11 protein-coding genes are annotated in these 16,381 nt (G+C 72.1%); 5 read left to right on the plus strand and 6 right to left on the minus strand.

Annotation, left to right across the window (positions count from 1 at the left end):
- Positions 1 to 3: 3 nt before the first annotated feature.
- Positions 4 to 1,041: a LacI family DNA-binding transcriptional regulator gene (locus ACIRB1_RS16665; protein WP_352181405.1), complete on the minus strand. Its 1,038-nt coding sequence runs from the start codon at positions 1,039 to 1,041 to the stop codon at positions 4 to 6.
- Positions 1,042 to 1,247: 206 nt separating this feature from the next.
- Here ACIRB1_RS16665 and ACIRB1_RS16670 point away from each other — a divergent pair, with 206 nt between their 5' ends.
- The gene (locus ACIRB1_RS16670; protein ID WP_403466025.1) at positions 1,248 to 2,033 is read left to right on the plus strand and encodes a TIM barrel protein; all 786 of its coding nucleotides are present in this window, start codon (positions 1,248 to 1,250) and stop codon (positions 2,031 to 2,033) included.
- Positions 2,034 to 2,070: 37 nt separating this feature from the next.
- On the opposite strand, the gene ACIRB1_RS16675 is transcribed toward ACIRB1_RS16670, so the two are convergent.
- The gene (locus ACIRB1_RS16675) at positions 2,071 to 2,952 is read right to left on the minus strand and encodes a universal stress protein (RefSeq protein ID WP_403466026.1); all 882 of its coding nucleotides are present in this window, start codon (positions 2,950 to 2,952) and stop codon (positions 2,071 to 2,073) included.
- A 260-nt stretch (positions 2,953 to 3,212) separates the two neighbouring features.
- Here ACIRB1_RS16675 and ACIRB1_RS16680 point away from each other — a divergent pair, with 260 nt between their 5' ends.
- The 4 genes from ACIRB1_RS16680 (at position 3,213) to ACIRB1_RS16695 (ending at position 9,730) form a co-directional block, all read left to right on the plus strand.
- On the plus strand, positions 3,213 to 4,889 hold the full coding sequence (locus ACIRB1_RS16680) for an FAD-dependent oxidoreductase (protein ID WP_403466027.1): 1,677 nt from the start codon (positions 3,213 to 3,215) through the stop codon (positions 4,887 to 4,889).
- Positions 4,886 to 6,343, plus strand: a complete 1,458-nt coding sequence (locus ACIRB1_RS16685) for an ATP-binding protein (RefSeq protein ID WP_352181401.1) — start codon at positions 4,886 to 4,888, stop codon at positions 6,341 to 6,343. Before ACIRB1_RS16680 ends, ACIRB1_RS16685 begins: the two co-directional genes overlap by 4 nt.
- A complete protein-coding gene (locus tag ACIRB1_RS16690; RefSeq protein WP_352181400.1) occupies positions 6,340 to 6,690 on the plus strand; it encodes a UBP-type zinc finger domain-containing protein in 351 nt (116 codons plus the stop codon). Before ACIRB1_RS16685 ends, ACIRB1_RS16690 begins: the two co-directional genes overlap by 4 nt.
- 76 nt (positions 6,691 to 6,766) lie before the next feature.
- Entirely contained in the window at positions 6,767 to 9,730 is a 2,964-nt protein-coding gene (locus ACIRB1_RS16695; protein ID WP_403466028.1) for an AAA family ATPase, read from the plus strand.
- 3 nt (positions 9,731 to 9,733) lie between these two features.
- Here ACIRB1_RS16695 and ACIRB1_RS16700 read toward each other — a convergent pair whose 3' ends face one another.
- The 4 genes from ACIRB1_RS16700 to ACIRB1_RS16715 are packed head-to-tail and all read right to left on the minus strand — an operon-like array spanning position 9,734 to position 16,368.
- Positions 9,734 to 10,960: an SGNH/GDSL hydrolase family protein gene (locus ACIRB1_RS16700; RefSeq protein WP_403466029.1), complete on the minus strand. Its 1,227-nt coding sequence runs from the start codon at positions 10,958 to 10,960 to the stop codon at positions 9,734 to 9,736.
- Positions 10,957 to 13,314, minus strand: a complete 2,358-nt coding sequence (locus ACIRB1_RS16705) for a glycosyl hydrolase family 95 catalytic domain-containing protein (protein ID WP_403466030.1) — start codon at positions 13,312 to 13,314, stop codon at positions 10,957 to 10,959. Before ACIRB1_RS16705 ends, ACIRB1_RS16700 begins: the two co-directional genes overlap by 4 nt.
- Positions 13,315 to 13,336: 22 nt before the next feature.
- Complete coding sequence (locus ACIRB1_RS16710) at positions 13,337 to 15,136, minus strand: alpha-galactosidase D (protein ID WP_403466031.1); 1,800 nt, start codon at positions 15,134 to 15,136, stop codon at positions 13,337 to 13,339.
- Positions 15,137 to 15,195: 59 nt separating this feature from the next.
- Positions 15,196 to 16,368, minus strand: a complete 1,173-nt coding sequence (locus ACIRB1_RS16715; protein WP_403466032.1) for an ROK family protein — start codon at positions 16,366 to 16,368, stop codon at positions 15,196 to 15,198.
- Between the last annotated feature and the right edge of the window lie 13 nt (positions 16,369 to 16,381).

A 16,381-nucleotide genomic window follows, 5' to 3' on the forward strand; every position in this document is an offset into this window, starting at 1 on the left:
GGGTCAGCCGGTGGCGGGCGGGGCCGTGGTGCCGCGGACCACGAGGCGCGGCGGGACCACGCTCTCGCCGTCCGGTACGGCCTCGCCGTCGAGCCGGGCGATGGCGCGGCCGACGGCGAGTTCCGCGAGGCGCGGGACGTCCTGGGCGACGGTCGTGAGGTCGACGTGGGCGAGCCGGGACAGGCTCGTGTCGTCGAAGCCGACCACGGAGATCTCGCGGGGGACGGACACACCGGCGCGCAGGAGGGTGTCGAGGACGCCGGTGGCGGAGCGGTCGTTGAAGGCAAGTACCGCGCCGGGCCGGGCAGTCGGGGCATCCGCGAGCAGGGTGCGGGCGCCGCGCGCGCCGTCCTCCTCGGTGGGCCCGCCGGGCAGCACCTGGACGTGGTCGGCGAGGCCGTGGCGGTGCATCGCGGTGCGGTAGCCACGGCGGCGGTCGGCTGCACCGGGTGCCCTGCCGCCGTCGATGTGGGCGATGGTGCGATGGCCGAGCGCGACCAGGTGGTCCACGGCCTGCCGGGCGCCCTCGTCGTCGGCGGTGCGGACGACGTCCACCGCGGGCGGGGCGGGCCGCAGCCGCCGGGCCACGGAGACCACCGGGACCTGGGCCGCGAGTTGCGCGAGGCGAGCGGCCGGGACCTCGGGGCCGAGCAGGACGAGCGCCTCGCACCGGTCGGCGAGCAGCGCCTCCACGGCCTGCCGCTCGCCGCGCGAGGGGGCGACCGCGCTCAGGGCGACCTGGTAGCCGGCGGGTTCGGCGGCGGCGTAGATGCCCTCCACCAGGTCGGTGTGGAAGGGGTGGCGCAGGCCGAACTGCACGCCGAGGAGGCGGGAGCGGTTGCTGCGCAGCACCCTGGCCCGGGTGTCGGGCCGGTAGCCGATCTCCTCGGCGGCCTTGAGGACCCGCTCACGGGTGGTGGCGCTCGCGCCGTAGGCCCCGCGCATCACGATGGAGACCAGTGCGACGGAGACGCCCGCCCGGGCCGCGACATGGGCCAGCGTGGGCCGCTTCCCGTCGGGGACCGCGGGGGTCGTCGGCACGGGGGTCCTTCCGGTAGAGGTGTCGTTCCGTTCCGGGATGGTAGCCGCTCCGAAGGGCCTGGTCTCCGGGACGGCAGGCCGCTGGGAAGGGCCTGGTCCGACGGTACTGCAACGTTCTAGAAACATGCCCGGCGAAGCCTTGACACAGGAATCCCGCGGTGGCGTACTACTGCCATCTAGAACGTTCTAGAAGAGGGCGAGCACTGATGTACACGTTGGCGGTCTGTGCCGAGATGGTCTTCCGGGACCTGCCGATCCATGAGCGGGCGCGGCGTATCCACGAAGCCGGTTTCCAGGTCGAGATCTGGGACTGGACCCGGCACGACCTGGACGCGCTGTCGCGGACCCCGGCCGAGTTCTCGTCGATGACGGGCTACATCCGGGGCAGTCTCACCGACGAGGCCGGCGCCGCCGAACTCCTGCGCACCGCCGAGGAGTCGGTGAAGGCCGCCGACCAACTGGGCTGCCCCCGGCTCAACGTGCACGGCACGGGTCTGGACTCCGCGGGCCTGCCGGTGGTCCCGGTGACCGGCGAGCCCACGGGCGCGATGTGGATCGCCGCCCACCGCACCCTGACCCGCCTCGCGGAGCTGGGCGAGAGCGCCGGGGTCACCTTCACGCTGGAGAACCTGAACGCCGCGGTCGACCACCCGGGCGTCCCGTTCGCGTCGGCGGCCGACACCCTGGCCCTGGTCCAGGCGGTGAACCGCCCGGGCCTGCGCATGAACCTTGACCTGTACCACGCGCAGATCGGCGAGGGGAACCTCATCGAACTGGTCCGCCGCGCCCACGAGTCGGACCTCATCGGCGAGATACAGATCGCGGACGTGCCCGGCCGCCAGGAGCCGGGCACCGGCGAGATCAACTATCCGGCGATCGCCCGCGCGCTGGCCGACATCGGCTACGACGGCACGGTCGCGATGGAGGCCTGGGCCTCGGATGGCGACAGCGAGCGCGCCCTGGACCGCTTCCGCACGGCGTTCACCGTCTGACCCTCAGGAGGCGTCAGGCGCGTTCACCGTCCGACCCTCAGGGGGCGTCCGGCGCGGGCACCACGGCCACCGGGCACTCCGCGTGGTGCAGCACCCCGTGCGCGACCGAGCCGATCCGCGCGCCCACCGCCGTCCGGTGGGCGCGTCGCCCGACGACCATCAACTGGGCGCGCCCCGCGACCGACAGCAGCACCTGCCCCGCGCTGCCGATCTCCACGTGCTCGACCACGGGCACGTCGGGGAAGCGCTGCCGCCACGGCTCCAGCGCCTCGGTGAGGCCCTTCCTCTCGTACGGTTCCAGGCCACCCGCCTCGTCGAGAAGCCGCAGGGAGCCGGGGCTGTAGGCGAACACCGGCGGCAGGGTCCATGCCCGCACGGCCCGGACCGTGGCGCCGCGTGCCGCCGCCGTCTCGAAGGCGAAGCCCAGCGCGGCGGCGCTGTCCTCGGGGTCGCCGTGCTGGCCCACGACGATCTCCCGCCCCGCGGCCTCCCGGGAGGCGTCGTCCCCGGCGCGCACCAGCACGACGGGCCGTACGGAGTCCGCGATCACCTGCTGACCGACGGACCCCAGCAGGAAGCCGACGACGGGCCCGTGTCCGCGTGAGCCGAGGACCAGCAGTTCGGCGTCGGCAGCTGCGGCGGTCAGCGTCTCGACGGGATCGCCCTCCACGACGTCGGTCCTCACGTCCAGGCCGGGGTGACGCTCGGCGAGCGTCCTGGCGGCCTCGGCCGCCGCGTCCCGCACCCAGCCGTCCTGGGTGTCCCGGTCCGCCGCGTCGAGGCCCTGGTGCTCCTCGTACCGCCACACCCGCACCACCCGCAGCGCCAGCCCCCGCCGTACGGCCTCCCGGCCCGCCCAGGCGAGTGCGGCGAGACTCTCCGCCGATCCGTCGACCCCTGCGGTGATCGGGCGTGTCATTCGGTGGCCTCCCTGTGGTGCGGTCATGTGCGTCGGCCTCAGTCTTCACCATGATCTTGGAGTGGGAGCAGCCAGTCGTGGGTGACGCTGATGGATCCCGAGGGGAACGAGTTCTGCGTGTTGCGCTCCCGGCGCCCCTGAGGCCCCGTATCAGGCGGAGCGGAGCGGACCGGGGCGATCGAACATACGATGAGGGTGAGCCGGCACGGTGACAACGGCGCCGCCGTGCCGTGAAGCCGACCACTCGGGGTGGGAGACGTATGGCACAGGCCGCCGAATCCGCGCGGACCGTCATCATGACCGTGGACGACGATCCGGGAGTTTCCCGTGCCGTCGCCCGTGACCTGCGGCGGCGCTACGGCGAGTCGTACCGCATCGTGCGCGCCGAGTCCGGCGAGTCCGCGCTGGACGCGTTGCGGGAGCTGAAGCTGCGCGGGGATCTCGTGGCCGTGATCCTGGCCGATTACCGCATGCCGCAGATGAACGGCATCGAATTCCTTGAGCAGGCCCTCGACGTCTATCCGGGCGCGCGCCGGGTGCTGCTGACCGCGTACGCGGACACGGACGCGGCGATCGACGCGATCAACGTCGTGGACCTCGACCACTATCTGCTGAAGCCGTGGGACCCGCCGGAGGAGAAGCTCTACCCGGTCCTGGACGACCTCCTGGAGGCCTGGCGCAACAGCGACTACCGGCCCGTGCCCGCCACGAAGGTGGTCGGTCACCGCTGGTCGGCGCGGTCCTCGGACGTCCGGGAGTTCCTGGCCCGCAACCAGGTGCCGTACCGCTGGTACTCGGCCGACACCCCGGAGGGGCTGCGGCTGCTGTCCGCCGCCGGGCAGGACGGGCAGAGGCTGCCGCTCGTCATCACCGCCGACGGGAACGTCCTGGTCGAGCCGGAGCCGACCGAACTGGCCACCGAGGTCGGCCTCGCGACCACACCGACGGCCGACTTCTACGACCTCGTCGTCATCGGCGGTGGTCCCGCCGGACTCGGCGCCGCCGTCTACGGGGCCTCGGAGGGACTGCGGACGGTCCTCGTCGAGCGGTCGGCCACCGGCGGGCAGGCCGGGCAGAGTTCGCGCATCGAGAACTACCTCGGCTTCCCGGACGGCGTCTCGGGGGCCCAACTCACCGACCGGGCACGGCGGCAGGCCGGAAAGTTCGGTGCCGAGATCCTGACCGCCCGCGAAGTCACGGGACTTGAGGTCAACGGCTCCGCGCGCGTCGTCCGGTTCGCGGACGGCTCGGCCGTCGCCGCACACGCCGTGATCCTGGCGACCGGCGTCTCGTACCGGCAGTTGGAGGCGCCCGGCACACCCGACCTGACGGGCTGCGGGGTCTACTACGGCTCCGCGCTGACCGAGGCAGCGTCCTGCCAGGGCCACGACGTGTACATCGTCGGCGGCGCCAACTCGGCCGGGCAGGCGGCGATGTACCTGTCCCGGGGCGCCAAGTCGGTGACGCTCCTGGTGCGCGGAGGCTCGCTGGCCGCGTCGATGTCGTACTACCTGATCCAGCAGATCAACGAAGCCGAGAACATCTCCGTGCGCACCGGCACCGTCGTCGAGGCCGCGCACGGCTCGGACCATCTGGAGCAGCTCACACTGCGCGACACCGAGAGCGGGAAGACCGAACTCGTCGACGCGCAGTGGATGTTCGTGTTCATCGGCGCGGCCCCGCTGACCGACTGGCTGGACGGCTCGGTGCACCGCGACGAGCGCGGGTTCATCCTGTCCGGGCCCGACCTCACCCCGGACGGCACCCCGCCCGCGGGCTGGGAGCTGGACCGGCCGCCGTACCACCTGGAGACCAACATTCCCGGCGTGTTCGTGGCGGGCGACGCGCGCGCCGAGTCCGCGAAACGCGTCGCGTCCGCCGTCGGAGAGGGAGCCATGGCCGTGATGCTCGTCCACCGCTACCTGGAGCAGTCATGAGCGGCCAGGTGCTGCCGTGCAGCCCGCAGGAGATCGGCACGCTGTTCCTGTTCGAGAAGCTCACACCGGAGCAGCTCGGCCGGCTGTGCTGCGACGGTCAGGTGGAGCTGTTCGAGGCGGGGCCCGTCTACACCGAGGGCGAACCCGCGACCTGCTTCTACGTGATGATCGAGGGCACCGTCGTGCTGTCGCGCCGGGTCGGCGGCGACGACGTGGAGGTCAGCAGGACCTCGCAGCGCGGGGTGTACACGGGCGCGATGCAGGCCTACATCGGGGACCGGGTGCAGCAGGTGTACCTCAACTCGATGCGGGTGACGGAGCCGACGCGGTTCTTCGTGCTGCCGGCCGAGACCTTCGCGAACATCATGAGCGAGTGGTTCCCGATGGCGGTCCACCTGCTGGAGGGCCTCTTCTTCGGTTCGAAGAGCACCCAGTTGGCGATCAGCCAGCGTGAACGGCTGCTGGCGCTCGGGTCGTTGTCGGCCGGGCTGACGCACGAGCTGAACAATCCGGCGGCCGCCGCCGTCCGCGCCACCTCCGCGCTGCGCGAGCGGGTGGCGAAGATGCGGCACAAGCTGCGGGTCATCTCGGCGGGCCGGTATTCGCGCGAGGCGCTCGCCAACCTGATCGACATCCAGGAGCGCACGGCCGAACGGGTCGCCAAGGCGCCCTCGTTGAGTCCCCTGGAGGCCTCGGACCGCGAGGACGCCCTCACCGACTGGCTCGACGACCACGGGATCACCGAGTCGTGGCAGATCGCGCCGACGTTCGTGCAGGCCGGTCTCGACATCGAGTGGCTGGACCAGGTCGCGGCGGCCGTGGACGCGGAGATCCTGCCGAGCGCGATCGGCTGGCTCAACTACACGGTCGAGACAGAGCTGTTGATGACGGAGATCGAGGACTCCACGACCCGCGTCTCGAACCTGGTCGGGGCCGCCAAGCAGTACTCGCAGCTGGACCGCGCGCCGTACCAGGTGGTCGACGTCCACGAACTCCTCGACAGCACCCTGCTGATGCTCGCGGGCAAGTTCGGCGACCGCATCAAGGTCGTCAAGGAGTACGACCGTTCGCTCCCCAAGATCCCCGCGTATCCGGCCGAGTTGAACCAGGTGTGGACGAACCTGATCGACAACGCGGTCTCGGCGATGGAGAGTTCGGAGGGGACCGGCACGCTGACGGTGCGGACGGCGTTGGAGCGGGATCAGCTGATGGTGGAGTTCCGGGACACGGGGCCCGGTGTGCCGCAGGAGATCCGCGGCCGTATCTTCGATCCGTTCTTCACCACCAAGCCGGTCGGCGAGGGCACGGGACTCGGTCTGGACATCTCCTGGCGGATCGTCGTCAACAAGCACCACGGCACCCTCCAGGTGGAGTCGGTGCCGGGCGACACCCGCTTCCAGGTCCTGCTGCCGCTCACCGCCGTCGACAACGAGACGCCCGAGGAGTCCGCATGAGCGACATCGCAGGAATCGAGCCGAACGTCCCGCCGAGCGGGGCGGGTTGTGTGGAGTGCGACGCGACCGGCGGCTGGTGGTTCCACCTCCGGCGGTGCGCGCAGTGCGGTCACGTCGGTTGTTGCGACGACTCCCCCGCCAAGCACGCCACGGCCCACTTCCAGTCCACGGGACACCCGTTCATCCAGAGCTACGAGCCGGGCGAGGACTGGTTCTGGAACTTCACCACCTCCGAGCTGTACGACTCCGGTCCCGAGCTGGCCGCCCCGGTGAGCCACCCGAAGGACCAGCCGGTGCCGGGTCCCGCGGGACGCGTGCCGGCAAACTGGGCCGAGACCCTGCGCTGAACCGGACCGCCGGGCGGGAGCCGTCTTCCGCCCGGTGGCCAGGTGCGTTGTCGGTGGCGCGTGCCAGGATGGGGGCGTGTCGTCATCCGTAGCAGCAGCGCCGCTCATCGGCCGGGACGAGGAACTCGCCCGCCTCACCGGTGTCCTGGACCGTGCCCGCGCGGGGACGGCCGGGGCGGTGCTGATCGCCGGGGACGCGGGCGTCGGCAAGACGCGCGTCCTGGACGAGGTCGCCGGGCGGGCCGCGGGCTCCGGTATGACGGTGCTCACCGGACACTGCGTCGACCTCGGTGACGTCGGTCTGCCGTATCTCCCGTTCACCGAGATCCTTGGGGCGCTCGCCGACGACGAGCGGTTCGCGGGGGCACTGGCCGCGCATCCGGCGGTCGACCGGCTGCTGGGCGCCGGTTCGGACGCGGACCGCGACGCGGGCGGCCGGCTGCGGCTCTTCGAGGGCATCGCGGGACTCCTCGCCGACCTCGCGGACATCGCACCCCTGCTGCTGGTCCTGGAGGACCTGCACTGGGCCGACCAGTCCTCCCGCGACCTGCTCCGCTTCCTGCTCAGCCGGGGCATCCTCCAGCGCCCGGCGGGCGGCACCCCCACCCACCGCCTCGCGGTCCTCGCGTCGTACCGCGCGGACGACCTCCATCGCCGCCATCCTCTGCGGCCCCTGCTGGCCGAGCTGGTCCGGCTGCCCGCCGTGGAGCGGATCGAGCTGCGGCCCATGGCGGACGCCGAGGTCGCCCGGCTGGTGCGCGCGCTGCGCACGGCCCCGGTGCCGGACGGCACGGTCCGCCGGATCGTCGAGCGCGCCGAGGGAAACGCCTTCTACGCCGAGGAGTTGCTCGCCGCGAGCGACCTGGAGGCGGGCGGGGTGCCGAGCGGTCTTGCCGACGTCCTGCTGATCCGTTTCGAGCAGCTCTCCGACACCGCCCAGCAGGTACTGCGCACCGCCGCCGTCGCCGGGCGCCGCGTCGAGTACGACCTGCTGCGGGACGCCGTCCGGCTCCCCGAGGACGAGCTGGAGTCGGCGCTGCGCGAGGCCGTCGAGCGCCAGCTCCTGGTCCCCGGGCACGGCGACACGTACTCCTTCCGGCACGCCCTCGCCCGCGAGGCGGTGTACGCCGACCTGCTCCCCGGCGAGCGCTCCCGGCAGCACGGCGCGTTCGCCCGCCTCCTCGCCTCACGCGGTCACCCCGCCGAGAGCGCGGCGGAGCGCGCCCACCACTACCGCGAGAGCCACGACCTCGCCGAGGCGCTGGCCGCCTCCCTGGAGGCCGCCGACCACGCCCAGCGCGTGGGCGCGCCCGCCGAGGAGCTACGGCATCTGGAGACCGTCCTCGACCTGTGGTCGTCGGTCGACCCGGCCGCCCGGCCCTCGGGCGAGGGCACCGACAGCGTGACCCTCACCCTGCGCGCGTCCGCCGCGGCGGCCCATGCCGGGGACGCGCACCGCGCGGTCTCCCTCACCCGGTCCGCGCTCGCCGGGATCGGCCAGGACACGGACTCCGAACTGGCCGCCCGCGTCCGCTACACGCTGGCCGGGAACCTCATGGGCGTCGACAGCCTCACGGCCGCGTTCGCGTACAGCAGCGAGGCGCTCGCGATGATCCCCGCCGACCCGCCCTCGCGGACCTGGGTGTGGGCGGCGGCCACGCATGTGCTGGCGGCGCGTCAGGTCGGCGAGGACGAGATCGCGCTGCGGATCGCCCGCCAGGCCCTCGGTGTCGCCGAGGAACTCCAACTGACCGACGCCCGGGCCGACTTGCTGATCTCGCTGGCCACTCTGGAAGAGGGCGGCCGACGCACCCGCAAGGGCCGGGAGCGGCTCGCGGAGGCACGCGAGCTGGCCCGGCGGTCCGGGCACGCGCCGGTGGAGATGCGCGCCCTGTTCCATCTCGCCATCGGCAGTTTCGAGTCCGGGGAGCTGGAGGAGTCGCTGCCCTGGCTCACCGAGGGCCTGGACCGGGCCCGCCGCGCCGGGCTGCTCTCGTCGCCGTATCCGCTGGAGATGCGGTATCTCCAGCTCCTGGTGCTGTACACGCTGGGCCGCTGGGACGAGTGCCTGAAGGCCGCCGCGAGTGACGCGGCGTCGCTGCCGCACGCGGCCGGGTTCACCATGGGTCCCGCACTGTATGTGGCGCTGGCGCGCGGGGACTTGGGGGCCGTGGAGCGGGCGCGGGCGCTCCTGGACGGGCCGTTCGACTGGATGGCCGTGATGGTGTCGAGCATCGCGCTGACCGACGCGGGCGCTCTCCAGGGCGATCCGGAGGCGGCGGTCGAGCAGGTGCGTACGGCGGTCGCCGCGCTCACCGACGACTCCGGGCGCCGCCCCGATCTCACGGTCCGGCTGGCCGCCCTCGCCCTGACCTCGGTCGCCGACCGCGCCGCCGCGCTGCGGCAGACCGGCGACGAGGCGGGGGCGGGCCGCTGGGCGGACACCGCGACGGAACTCGTCGAGCTGGCCCGGTCCGTGGCCGACACGGGCGGCGAGGCACGGCCGCAGGGTCCGGAGGGCCAGGCATGGCTGGCCCGCGCCGAGGCCGAGTGGACACGCGCGACCACGGGACCGGACGCGGCGGCCTGGGAGAAGGCGGTGACCGCGTTCGACTACGGCGATGTCTACGAACTGGCGCGCTGCCAATTCCGTTACGCCGAGGCCTTGTTGGCGGCCGACCGCCGTGCGGAGGCGACCGCCCCGGCCCGTACGGCACGGGAGACGGCCGCCCGGCTCGGCGCCGCGCCTCTGCTCGCCCAGCTGGACACCCTGATCCGCCGTGGCCGCCTGGGCGACCCGGCGCCGGACACCGGTGACCGCCCCTCGCCGCTGACGGCCCGCGAGCAGGACGTGCTGCGGCTGCTCGCGCTGGGCCGCAGCAACCGCCAGATCGGCGAGGAGCTGTTCATCAGCGGCAAGACGGCGAGCGTCCACGTCTCCAACATCCTCGCGAAGCTGAGCGCCGCGAGCCGTACGGAGGCGGTGGCGATCGCCTACCGCCAGGGCCTGATCACCCCGGAGGCGACGACGTCCGGCTGAGGTTCACCTCCGGCAGTCGAGGGCGTTGAGGTCGACCGCGTCGGCCATGGCCGCCATCCCCTTGTCGTTGGGGTGGATGTGGTCGCCGCCGTCGAGGAAGGGGAGCATCCTCTCCTGGTCGTAGGGGCTGCGGAGGATGTGGTCGAAGTCGGTGACCGCGTCCAGTTCCCCGCTGCTCCTGATGAACCGGTTGACCTCCTGGCGTACCGCCTCACCGGCCGCGTCCCATTCGGGCCAGCCCTTGAACGGTCCGACGGTGGCGCCGACGACACACTTCCCGGCCGCGTGCGCCCGCTCGATGATCTCGCGGTAGCCGGCGATCAGGTCCTGGGCGGTGACCCCGGAGTGCGCCTTGATGTCGTTGACGCCCTCGAAGAGGAACACGGTGCGGACGCCGGGCTGCGAGAGCACATCGCGCTGCAACCGGTTCAGCGCGCTCTGCCCGGCGCCGTCCGCGAGGACCTTGTTGCCCGAGATCCCCTCGTCGGCCACGCCCTTGACGGTCGTGCGGGCGTTCTGGAGCCGCCGGGCCAGGTAGTCGGGCCAGCGCCGGTTGAGGTCCGACGTGGACGCCCAGCCGTCCGTGATGGAGTCCCCGAGCGTGACCACGGCCCCGATGCCCGCGCTCGGCCGTACGGAGACGGCGTCGAGGTAGAACCAGGAGCCGGTGGTGTCCGTCCAGGCGGTGGCGTCCTCCTGGCCGGTGTGGTCGCCCTGGGTGACGTACGACGTCTGCATGGCCATGCCGTGGCCGGTCGCCGGGCCCGCCGCGTCCGGGGTGTGGATGCTGACCACGAGGTTGGTCGCGGCGGGCAGCCTGCCGGGGAGGGGGTCGCTGTAGGCGATTTCGCCCGCGGGGATCGTGACCGACTGGGCGCCGCCGAAGGTGAGCCGCCGGTTGGAGCCGGGGACGAGCGCGGCGCCCGACTTCTGCACACCTGCGTAGGCGCTGTCGAAGGTCAGCGGCCGGTCGCCGAAGGCGTTGGAGAGCCGGATCCGCGGATCGCCGCCGGCCACGCTGGTGTGCACGACCAGCCGGTAGCCGCGGTCGGCGACGCCGTCACCGAGGCGGTCGGCGCTCGCTCCCCAAGTGATCACGCCCTTCGGGTCGTTCACGGCCTTCACCTGCGCCTGTGCTTGCGGTTGCGCGTGTGCGGGTCCGGCCTGGAAGGCGGCGGCGAGCAGGAGGAGTGCGGCCGTGCGGCGCAGTCGTGCCCGTCCGGCGCTCACCGGGCGAAGTCCCGCAGCGTGACGGACCCGCCCGGCTTGACGGTCACCGTGCGGGTCTTCCCCCCGTGGGCGACGGTCGTGGTGCGACCGCCGACACTGCGGAGCTTGACCTCGGTCGGCCTGCCGTTCTTCCAGCGCAGGTCGACGACGAAGCCGCCGCGGGCACCGGCCCCGGTGATCGAGCCGGAGTCGGCCCAGGCGTCCGGGAGAGCGGGCAGCAGCTCCAGATGGCCGGGCCGGGAGTAGAGGAGCATCTCGGTCACGGCGGCCGGGGTGCCGAAGTTGGCCTCGATCTGGAAGATGCCGCGGCCGGTCTCCACCTCGTAGATGTCGAAGAGGTTGAAGGCGGTGCCGTTGGTGCCGTTCTCCGACGGGCGGAGGTTGTTGACGATCAACTGGTAGGCGTTGTCGGCGTTCTTGAGGCGGGCCCAGCACAGGCTGCGCCAGGCGTTGGCCCAGCCGAAGCTGTTCATGCCGCGCGCGGTGAGCAGGGCGGTGGCGCCGTCGACGATGCCCTTCGGGGTGGAGCCGTCGGGGCGGATGCGGTCGCCGGGGAACAGATTGATCAGCGGGGACAGATGGCGGTGGGTGGTCTCGCCGAGGTTGTCGGGCGACATCCACTCCTCCAGCCAGCCGGACGTGGGGCTCACCTCGGGCAGGTACAGCCGCCTGCGCAGACCCGAGATCGTGTTCGCGAACCCGCTGTCGCGCTGCAACTCGGCCGACGCGGCCGCGTAGTTGCCGAAGAGGGTCCACACCACTTCCTGGGCGTAGGTGTTGCCCCTGCCGTCCTGCGGACCCTGCTCGGGCGACCAGTCGTGGTCCGCGACCAGTACCTCCTTGCCGTTGTCCAGGGTGGTGGTGACCAGCCGCGTCTCCCAGAACTCGCAGGCACCCTTCAGGAGGGGGTAGATCTTCTCCAGGTGGGTCCGGGAGTGCGTGAACTCGTAGTGCTCCCACAGGCTGTTGCACAGCCAGGCGTTGCCCGCCGGGTGCCACCACCAGCCCAGTCCGCCATAGGGGTTGGTGGAGAACGCGACGGTCCAGCCGGCGACCTTTCCGCTGGTGTTGCGGAAGCGGTTGTGGGGGTCCTGGAACAGCCTGCCGGTCAGCTCGGTCCAGTCCTTCACCTGGGTGACGCAGTAGTCGGTGAACGCGTCGAAGCAGGAGGACAGGCCCACCCGGTCGGCCATCCAGTAGTTCATCTGGATGTTGATGTCGGTGTGGTAATCGCCCATCCAGTCCGGGTCGTTGCCGTCCAGCCACACCCCCTGGAGCCCCATCGGCAGGCTGCCGCGCGATGAGCCGACCATGAGGTAGCGGCCGAACTGTACGTAGGCGGCCTCCAGTTCGGGGTCGGGTTCGCCACTCGTGGCGCGCAGTCGGATGCGCTCCCAGGTGTCGAGCGCGCGCTGCTCGGCGGTCGACTCGCCGAGCGAGAGGCCGAACGTCCCGAACGCCGTTCGGTGGTCGGCGACATGGGTGCGCAGCAGGGTGTCGGCCGAGTGCTCGGCGGCGGCGCGGACCTTGCCGCGGGCGAGCTTCTGCGGGTCGGCCTTGGGGTCGCGGTAGCCGTGGGCGGGGTCCGGCGCGTAGTCGGTGCCGCCGCTGACCACGACGGTCAGGTCCTTGCAGCCGGAGAAGGTGATGTGCGCGCCGCTCACGGTGACCCGGCCGCCGCTGCCGTAGGCGGTGACGGCGGCCCCGTACTTCAGACCGTTGGCGAACGCGGCGCCGAAGGAGGTCGCGGGGGCCTCGCCGTGCGTCCCCTCCAGCGTGATCGTGCCGGTGTAGCGTCCGCCGCCGTTCTGGCTGAAGTGGAGGACGATCGCGTCGTCGGGGCGGCTGGCGAAGATCTCCCGCTGGTACGTCACCCCCGAGCGGACGTAGGAGGCTCCCACCACGCCCCGCTCCAGGTCGAGGGTGCGGCGGTAGCCGGAGACGGCGCCCAGGTCGTGGTCGGGGATGTCGACGGTGAGCTTGGCGAGCAGCGTCAGGGACCCGAAGTCCGCGCGGCCGTAGGGGAATTGGCCGTCGGAGTCGAGCGTGTCGTTGAGGCCTCCGGTCCACATCGTGGCGTCGGTGACGAGGAGGACCTCGTGGCCCGGGTCGTTGCTCGCGAGAGCGCCGAGCCGGCCGTTGCCGACAGGGAGGCCCTGTTCGATCATCGAGGTGTCGCCCGCGGGCGCCTGCCACCACAGGGTGTGGTGTGAAGTGCCGCTGTCGGTCGGGGAGTCGGCGGGGCGCTGCGGTGCGGCCGAGGCGGTGAAGGCGGGCAGTCCGGCGAGGGCGCCGGTGGCCGCGGCGAGGGCGAGCACATTGCGTCTGGGCAGGTCGAACGGTGCACTGGACATGACGGTCTCCGCGAAGGTCGGCTCAGGAGGAGGAGGTGGGCACGTCGATCCGGTCGATGTCCGGCGCGTAGCCCGAACCGCTGTCGAAGGTGATCGTGTTGGCGCCCGCCTTCAGGGACACGGGCACGCTGACCGTCCCGACGGTCCCCCAGTCGCCGGTGGAGGGGAACTTGTGGCTGGTGGCCGCGTTGCCGTTCGAGGAGATGCTCGCCGAGCGGGAGTCGCCGCTGACGTAGGCGATCTTCACCTGGTAGGTGCCGGCCTTGGCGACGACGACGTTGTTGACGGTGAGCTTGCCGCCGACGTAGAGGTTGCCCACCTTCTTGCCGTCGGAGCAGGCCGAGCAGTCGGCGGCGGAGGCGTTGCCGGAGAGGGTGTTGCCGGTGGCTTCGGCCTCGTAGGCGGTGGTGGTGACGGCGCTGCCGCGCGGGGTGACGGTGAAGAGGCGGGAGCCGTGGGCGGGCAGGGCCTCGGTGACCTTACCGGTGTAGGTGCCGAGGTCCTCGTGGTTCCAGAGGTCGCGGACGGCGGCCTTGCCGGTGAAGCCGAGGGCCGTCCAGTTCGCGGAGACGGCGGCGGGGGCGTCGGCGAGGTTGAACAGGGCCACGGTATAGGTGCCGTTGGGGTTCTTCGCGGCCCACACCTGCTGGGGGTCGGACGGGGTCACGGGGCGCGCGGGCGGTGCGTCGCTCTGGTCGACGCCGATGACCTCGCGGTTGGTGAGCAGCGAGAGGCCGTAGTCGTCGAGGCGGGTGAGGTCGTCACCGCTGAACAGCGGGGACTTGGCGACGGCCCACAGGGTCGCGTAGCTCTGGCGCTCCGCCTTGGTCAGGCCGTCCATCGCGCCGTTGCCGACGTCGAGGGAGTCGAGGTCGTTCCAGCCGCCGGGGCCTGCCTGGCCGGTCCACGCGGGGGTGTCGTCCCAGCGGTCGTCGACCGAGTTCTCCCAGCTGACCAGGGTGTTGCAGTAGCACTCGACGTCGGTGTCGATGCGCCAGCCGTTGGAGTACTTCTTCCAGTCGGCGGCGTGTCCGTAGTCCAGGGACCAGGACAGCTCCAGGTGGATCGGGCGTCCGGCGGCGGCGATGGCCCTGTTCCAGGCGGCCACGTCGGCAACGTTGTCGTACTGGTCGCCGCTCTTCCCCGACCCGGGGCCGACACCGTCGAGCTTGAGGAAGTCGTAGCCCCAGTCGGCGATCGACTGGGCCTGCGAGTCGATGTACTTCTGGGTGCAGGGGCGGGAGAAGTCGAGCTTGTACGAGCTGTCCCAGCCGTTGGTGGTGCGCAGGTCGCTGTAGACGATGTCGGCGGTGGTGCAGCCCGCGGCGTTCCAGATCGGGGTCCTGCCGTCGTTGTACGCCTCCTTCTCCAGGCCCGCCGGCAGGTAGATGCCGGCCTTGAGGCCCTTGGAGTGGATGCGGTCGGCGACGGCCTTCATGCCGCTGGGGAAACGTTTCGGGTCGGCCTTCTGGCGGCCGTACTGGTCGTACTCGGGCGTCCAGGTGTTGTCGCGCCACCAACCCGCGTCGATGTTCACGTAGGTGTAGCCGAACTTCTTCAGCTTCGAGGCCAGCGCGTCGGTCTGCTTGGTGACGTTCGCCTCGGTCAGGTAGCTGTAGTCGCCGTCCGGGTTGAGACCGGGGTACTTGGACGACTGCATGCTCCAACTCGACCAGCCCATGAAGGGTTTGGCGGCGAGGGTCGCGGGCGTGTCCGCCGCCGGGGTCGCCGCGTGCGCGGCGGGGAGGTGGGTGGCGAAGCCTGCGGTGAGGGCCAGGACCACCATGGCTCTCAGGGCGCGGACGGGCGTGAGGGAGTACATCGTCGGGCTCCTCGTGCGGGTTGGGAGGGGGCGGTTGTCAGGTGGGGTGCGAGGGCGGGCTAGCCGGCGGCTCGGATGAAGGACTGGATCGCGGTGGCGGCGGCCCCGCGCGCCCACTCGTCGAAGGGCAGGGGGCGGGTGTGCACGTCGCAGCGGGCGGCGGAGCCGAAGGCCGCGGCGGTGAAGGAGTCGCGGATCTGCTCGGCGAAGAGGTCGTAGGCGGCCAGGCCCTCGCCGGAGATGATCACGCGTTCGGGGCCGAACAGGTTGACCACGGTCGCGATGCCCCGGCCGATGGCCTCACCGGCCCGCGCGTACACCTCGCGCGCTCCGGCGTCGCCCCGGTGGGCGAGTGTCAACGCCTCGGCGGTGTCGGCGACTTGGACGCCGGTGACCTCGCGGACGCGGGCGAGGATCGCGGCGTCCCCGGCGATCGCCTCGACGCAGCCGCGGTTGCCGCAGTGGCAGGGCGGTCCGGTGGGGTCGACGACCACGTGCCCGATCTCACCGGCCACCCCGTGGGCGCCGGCGACGACCTGACCGTGCACGACGAGTCCGCAGCCGATGCCCGCGCCGACGGTCACCACGGCGAAGTCCGTGAGGCCCGCGCCGGCGCCGAACCACTGCTCGGCGACGGTCAGCGCGCGGACGTCGTTGTCGACGGTGACCGGCAACCCCGTGGTCATGGCGGCCAGTTCGGCCAGGGGGACGTCCCGCCACTCCAGGAACGGCGAGTAGCGGACGATCCCTTCGCCGCGGTCCACGTCGCCGGAGACCGCGAGCCCGAGGCCGAGCACCGGGATGCCCAACTCGTCCGCCTCGATGCGCAGTTCCTGGGCCAGGCCCGCGATCGAGGCGAGCACCGCCTTGGGGTCGTGGTCGGTCAGCGGCACATGGCGGGCGACGCGGAGGCGGCAGCAGAGGTCGGCGAGGACGGCGATGATCTCGTCGCCGGTGACCTTGATCCCGATGAACAACGCCCGTCCGCCGTCGACCCGTACGAGGTTCGCGGGCCGTCCGAGCGCCGGGGGCGCGTCCTGGTCGGCGCCCTCCGCCAGGTACCCGGCCTCCATCAGCGGCCGGACCGCCTTGGTCACGGCGGCCGCCGACAGCCCCGTCCTGCGGGCCACCTCAAGACGCGTGAGGGGGCCGTGGGACAGCACGGTCGCGAAGACCTGTGAGACGGCCGGCGTGTGTGCCGGGAACGACTCGGTACCGGGGATCGAGCGCATGGCGGGAACTTAG

It is taken from the genome of Streptomyces sp. NPDC096013 (genome assembly GCF_044763565.1).
Lineage (GTDB): Bacteria > Actinomycetota > Actinomycetes > Streptomycetales > Streptomycetaceae > Streptomyces.